The sequence below is a fragment of the Mycolicibacterium vaccae NBRC 14118 = CIP 105934 genome (genome assembly GCF_001552715.1).
GTDB classification, from domain to species: Bacteria; Actinomycetota; Actinomycetes; order Mycobacteriales; family Mycobacteriaceae; genus Mycobacterium; species Mycobacterium vaccae.
In genome coordinates, this window is the sequence record NZ_BCRS01000252.1 from 1 (window position 1) to 5,294 (window position 5,294).

The following is a 5,294-nucleotide window of genomic DNA, read 5'->3' on the forward strand; positions in this document are numbered from 1 at the left end:
TGACCGTGGACACCGCGTGCTCGTCGTCGCTGGTCGCCATCCACCTGGCCTGTCAGAGCCTGCGCTCCGGGGATTCGGAGCTGGCGCTGGCCGCCGGGGTGAACCTGCTGCTCTCGCCCGCCCCGACCAAGAGTTTCGACCAGGCCGAGGCGATGTCGAAGACCGGGCAGTGCCACGCGTTCGACGCCGCCGCCGACGGTTTCGTGCGCGGTGAAGGCTGTGGGGTCGCGGTGCTCAAGCGGCTGTCGGACGCCCAGCGCGACGGCGACCGGGTGCTCGCGGTGATCCGGGGCTCGGCGGTCAACCAGGACGGCCGCTCCAACGGTCTGATGGCGCCGAACCCGTCGGCCCAGATGGCGGTGCTGCGCGCCGCGTACGCGGCGGCCGGGGTGAACCCGCGTGAGGTGGACTACGTCGAGGCGCACGGCACCGGCACGCTGTTGGGCGACCCGATCGAGGCGCGCGCCCTCGGGACCGTGCTCGGTAAGGGCCGCCCCGCCGACGCGCCGCTGCTGCTGGGCGCGGTGAAGTCCAACCTCGGCCACCTGGAGGCCGCCGCGGGCATCGCCGGGTTCGCCAAGGCCGTACTCGCGTTGCAGCACCACCAAATCCCGGCCAACCTCGGCTACCAGAACCCGAACCCGCACATCCCGTTCGACAACCTGCGCCTCAAGGTCGTCGCCGAGCACACCGACTGGGCGCCGGCGGGCCGGCCGCGCCGCGCGGGTGTGTCCTCGTTCGGCTTCGGCGGCACCAACGCCCACGTGGTCCTCGAGCAGGCACCGGTGGCCGCGCCCGCGCCTGCACCCGAACCCGACCCGGTGACCACGCTGGTGGTGTCGGGCAAGACGAGCGAGCGGATCGCGTCGCAGGCCGCGATGCTGGCGGACTGGATGGCCGGCGCCGGGGCCGAGATCCCGCTGGCCGAGGTCGCCCACACACTCAACCACCACCGCACCCAGCACCATGCGTTCGCGACCGTCGTGGCCCGCGACACCGCTGAGGCGGTCGCCGGCCTGCAGGCGCTGGCCGCGGGCGCGTCCGCGCCGGGTGTGGTCGGGGTGGCCGCGGTGAACCCGAAGCCGGGCACGGTGTTCGTGTACTCGGGTCAGGGGTCGCAGTGGCCGGGGATGGCCCGCCAATTGCTGGCCGACGAGCCGGCCTTCGCCGCGGCGCTGGCCGAGATCGAACCGGTCTTCGTCGAGCAGGTCGGTTTCTCGTTGCGCGACATCGTCGTCGATGGTGCGCCGGTCAGTGGCGATGCCCAGGTGCAGCCGGTGTTGATGGGGCTGCAGCTGGCGTTGACCGAGCTGTGGCGCTCCTACGGTGTGCATCCGGACGCGGTGATCGGGCACTCGATGGGCGAGGTGACCGCTGCGGTGGTCGCCGGGGCGTTGAGCCTGGCAGACGGGCTGAAGGTGATCGCCGCACGGTCGTCGATCATGTCCCGGCTGGCCGGCCAGGGCGCCGTCGCGCTGCTCGGCCTCGATGCCGACGCGGCCTCGGCCCTGATCGCCGACCAGCCCAGCGTCGAGATCGCCGGCTACCTGTCGCCGCGCCAGACCGTGGTGGCCGGACTGCCCGAGCAGGTCGACGCGGTGATCGCCGCGGCCACCACGCAGAACACGTTCGCCCGGCGGGTCAACATGGTCGTCGCCTCGCACACCGCGCTGATGGACCCCGTGCTGGCCGACATCCGGGCGGCGCTGGCCGACGTCACGCCGAACGTTCCGACGCTGCCGTTCCTGTCCACGGTGACCGACGCCGCCGACCCACCGGCGCTGGACGCCGACTACTGGGTGGCCAACGTGCGCCGGCCGGTCAGGTTCAGCCAGGCCGTCGAAACAGCCGCCGCGGACAACGGCACGTTCATCGAGATCAGCCCACACCCCACGCTGGGCCCGGCGATCAACGACACGCTGGCCGCGCTCGGCGACGGGCACCACCACACCGTCGGCACGCTGGCCCGCGACGCCGACGACACCGTCACCTTCCGTGCGAACGTGAACGCCACCCACACCTCGCGTCCGCCGCACACCGCCCATCTCGCCGAACCGCACGTGGCACTGCCGACCACGCCGTGGCACCACGGACGGCACTGGGTCGACGTGCGGCCGCCGCGGCGCGGCGGAACGGTCCGCTCCGGAGCGCTGCCCGACGACAGCGCGGTTCCGCCGGAATGGTTCTGCGAGCTCACCTGGCCCACCAAACCCCTTGTCGGCCAGGATGATTCGACAGTCACCTCGAGCGACAGCTGGCTGGTGGTCGGCGACGACGCGCTGGCGGCCGCGATGGGCCGGCTGCTCGGTTCGGAGGTGGCCACCGGCGACGGCACCGACCTCGCCGGCGCCACCCACGTGCTCTACGCGCCGGCCGGCGGTGACGAGCTGGGCTACGACATCTTCGAGACCGGCCGCACGATCGCCACCGCCGCGGCCTCCCGGGAGCAGCCGCCGACGGTGTTCCTGCTGACGCGCAATGCGCAACCCGTCAGCGAGGGGGACCGGGCCAACCCGGCGCAGGCGGTGCTGTGGGGACTGGGCCGCACGCTGGCGCTGGAGCACCCCGAGATCTGGGGTGCGGTCGTCGACACCGACGAGTCGGTGCCCGCCGCGGTCGCGGCCCGGTGGCTGCTGGCCGAGGCGCATGCCGGGGACGGCGAAGATCAGGTCGTCTACCGCGCGGGCACCCGCCGGGTGGCCCGCCTGGTGCACGCGCTGCCGCCGGCGCCCGACGGCGCCGATTCTCTCGACCCCGACGGCGCCCACCTGGTCGTCGGCGCGACCGGCAACATCGGCCCCGGCCTGATCGAGCAGCTCGCCGCGATGGGCGCCCGGACCGTGGTCGCGGTGTCGCGCAATCCGGGCACCCGGCTCGACGCGCTGACCGCGCGGCTGGCCGCGTCGGGAACCACGCTGGTCACCGCCGCCGCGGACGCAGCCGATGAGACGTCCATGCGCGCGGTGTTCGACCGCTTCGGCGCCGACCTGCCTCCGCTCAAGGGCGTCTACCTCGCCGCGATGAGCGGCGGGCCGGTCACGCTGGCCGAGATGACCCACGACGACGTGGTGGCGATGTTCCGGCCCAAGATGGACGCCGCGGCGTTGCTGCACACGCTGTCGCTCGACCATCCGGTCGAGCAGTTCGTGCTGTTCTCGTCGATCTCGGGCGTGCTCGGGTCGCGCTGGCTGGCGCACCGTGGTGGCCGCGGACTGGCCGCGACTGGCCGCGGCGTACCACACCCGGGCCCAGCTGCACATCCTCGACGACCTGCTCACCGACGAAACCGCCACCGGCCAGGGTTTGCTGGACGGCGATACCGCGTTTCGCCGCGAGCTGCAGGAATGTGCCCCCGAGCGCCGCGTCGAGATGCTCACCGACCACGTGTTGTCGCAGGTCGCGGCCGCAATGGGCCTTGCCTCGACGCACACGCTGGACCCCACGGTGGGGTTCTTCCAGTTCGGGATGGATTCGCTGATGAGCGTAACGTTGCAGCGCTCGCTGAGCGAAAGCCTAGGGGAGGTGCTGCCGGCGTCGGTGGTGTTCGACTACCCGACCGTGGAAGCGCTCACCGATTATCTGGCAACGGTGCTTCCTGAGATAATCCAGACCGCCGGTAGCGAGGGTGGGGGCCACGACAAGGACGTCGCAGGCGATCCCACCGTCCAAGAGGACGCATACGACGACCTCGCCGAGGACGAACTGCTGGCGAGACTGTCGGAGAGATTGAGTTGAGTGGAATGACCCAAGCGTCCTCGAAGCCGGCCGCCACCCCTGATCGCCGGGCGATCATCACGGAGGCCCTGCGCAAGATCGACGATCTGACCGCGCGGCTCGCGGCGGCCGAGAAGGTCGAGACCGAGCCGATCGCCGTCGTCGGTATCGGCTGCCGGCTGCCCGGTGGTGTCGACAACGCCGACGACTTCTGGAAGTTGTTGTGCGACGGCGAAAGCGGAGTCATCCGGGTACCGGCCGACCGCTGGGACGCCGACGCGTTCTATTCACCCGACCACACCGTGCCGGGCACCATCGTCAACCGCGAAGGCGGCTTCCTGACCTCGTGGCGGCCCGACGAGTTCGACGCCGAGTTCTTCTCGATCGCCCCGCGCGAGGCCGCGGCGATGGATCCGCAGCAGCGCCTGCTGCTCGAGGTCGCCTGGGAGGCGCTCGAGGACGCCGGCATCAACCCGCGCGGCCTGCGCGGCTCGGCGACCGGCGTGTTCGTCGGCATGACGACCAACGACTACTACCACTCGATCGTCGGCAAGCTGGCGCCCGAGGACATCGACCCCTACATCCCGTTCGGCAACGCCCCGAACTTCGCGGCGGGCCGGCTGTCGTACTTCCTCGGGGTGCGCGGCCCGGCCGTGGTCAGCGACACCGCGTGCTCGTCGTCGCTGGTGTCGATCCACCTGGCCTGCCAGAGCCTGCGCCGCGGCGAGAGCGACCACGCGCTGGCCGCCGGGGTCAACCTGATCCTGTCGCCGGAGAACAACATCGCCTGTTCGCGCTGGGGCATGCTGGCTCCGGACGGCAAGTGCAAGACGTTCGACGCCGGCGCCGACGGCTACGTCCGCAGCGAGGGCGCGGGCGTGGTGGTGCTCAAGCGCCTCACCGACGCGCTGCGCGACGGTGACCGCGTGCTGGCCGTGGTGCGCGGCTCGGCGGTCAACCAGGACGGCGCGAGCAGCGGTCAGACCGTGCCCAACGGTCCGGCCCAGCAGGAGCTGATGCGCACAGCGCTGCAGACCGCGAAGCTGGATCCGTCCGACATCGACTACATCGAGGCCCACGGCACCGGCACCTCGCTGGGTGACCCGATCGAGCTCGACGCGCTGTCGGCCGTCTACGGAGACCGCAAGGACTCCGCCCCGCTGGTGCTGGGTTCGGTCAAGACCAACCTCGGCCACCTGGAGTCGGCCGCCGGCGTCACCGGCTTCATCAAGACCGTACTGAGCGTCCACCACGGCCACATCCCCAAGCAGCTGCACTTCACCGCGCTGACCCCGCAGGCGGGCGAGGGTGCGCAGAAGTTCCGGATCGCGTCCGAGCCGCTGGCGTGGCCGGACACCGTGGGCGGCAGGCCCCGCCGCGCGGCGGTGTCGTCGTTCGGCGTCAGCGGGACCAACTCCCACATCGTGGTCGAGCAGGCGCCCGAGGCCACCGACGTGCCGGCCGAGCAGCCGGAACCGCCGGTGAGCACCCTGGTCGTCACCGGCAAGACCCCGGCCCGCATCGCGTCGCTGGCCGGCCGGCTGGCCGAGTGGCTGCAGTCGCCCGCCGGCTCCGCGGTG

General features: G+C 72.0%; 1 protein-coding gene and 1 pseudogene. Both read left to right on the top strand.

The features are described from left to right. Positions 1 to 3,735: pseudogene (locus tag MVA01S_RS32280) on the top strand (type I polyketide synthase); the annotation flags it as partial. A gap of 5 nt (positions 3,736 to 3,740) precedes the next feature. After that, a partial coding sequence (locus MVA01S_RS28420; RefSeq protein WP_218006071.1) for a type I polyketide synthase occupies positions 3,741 to 5,294 on the top strand: 1,554 nt, incomplete at its 3' end.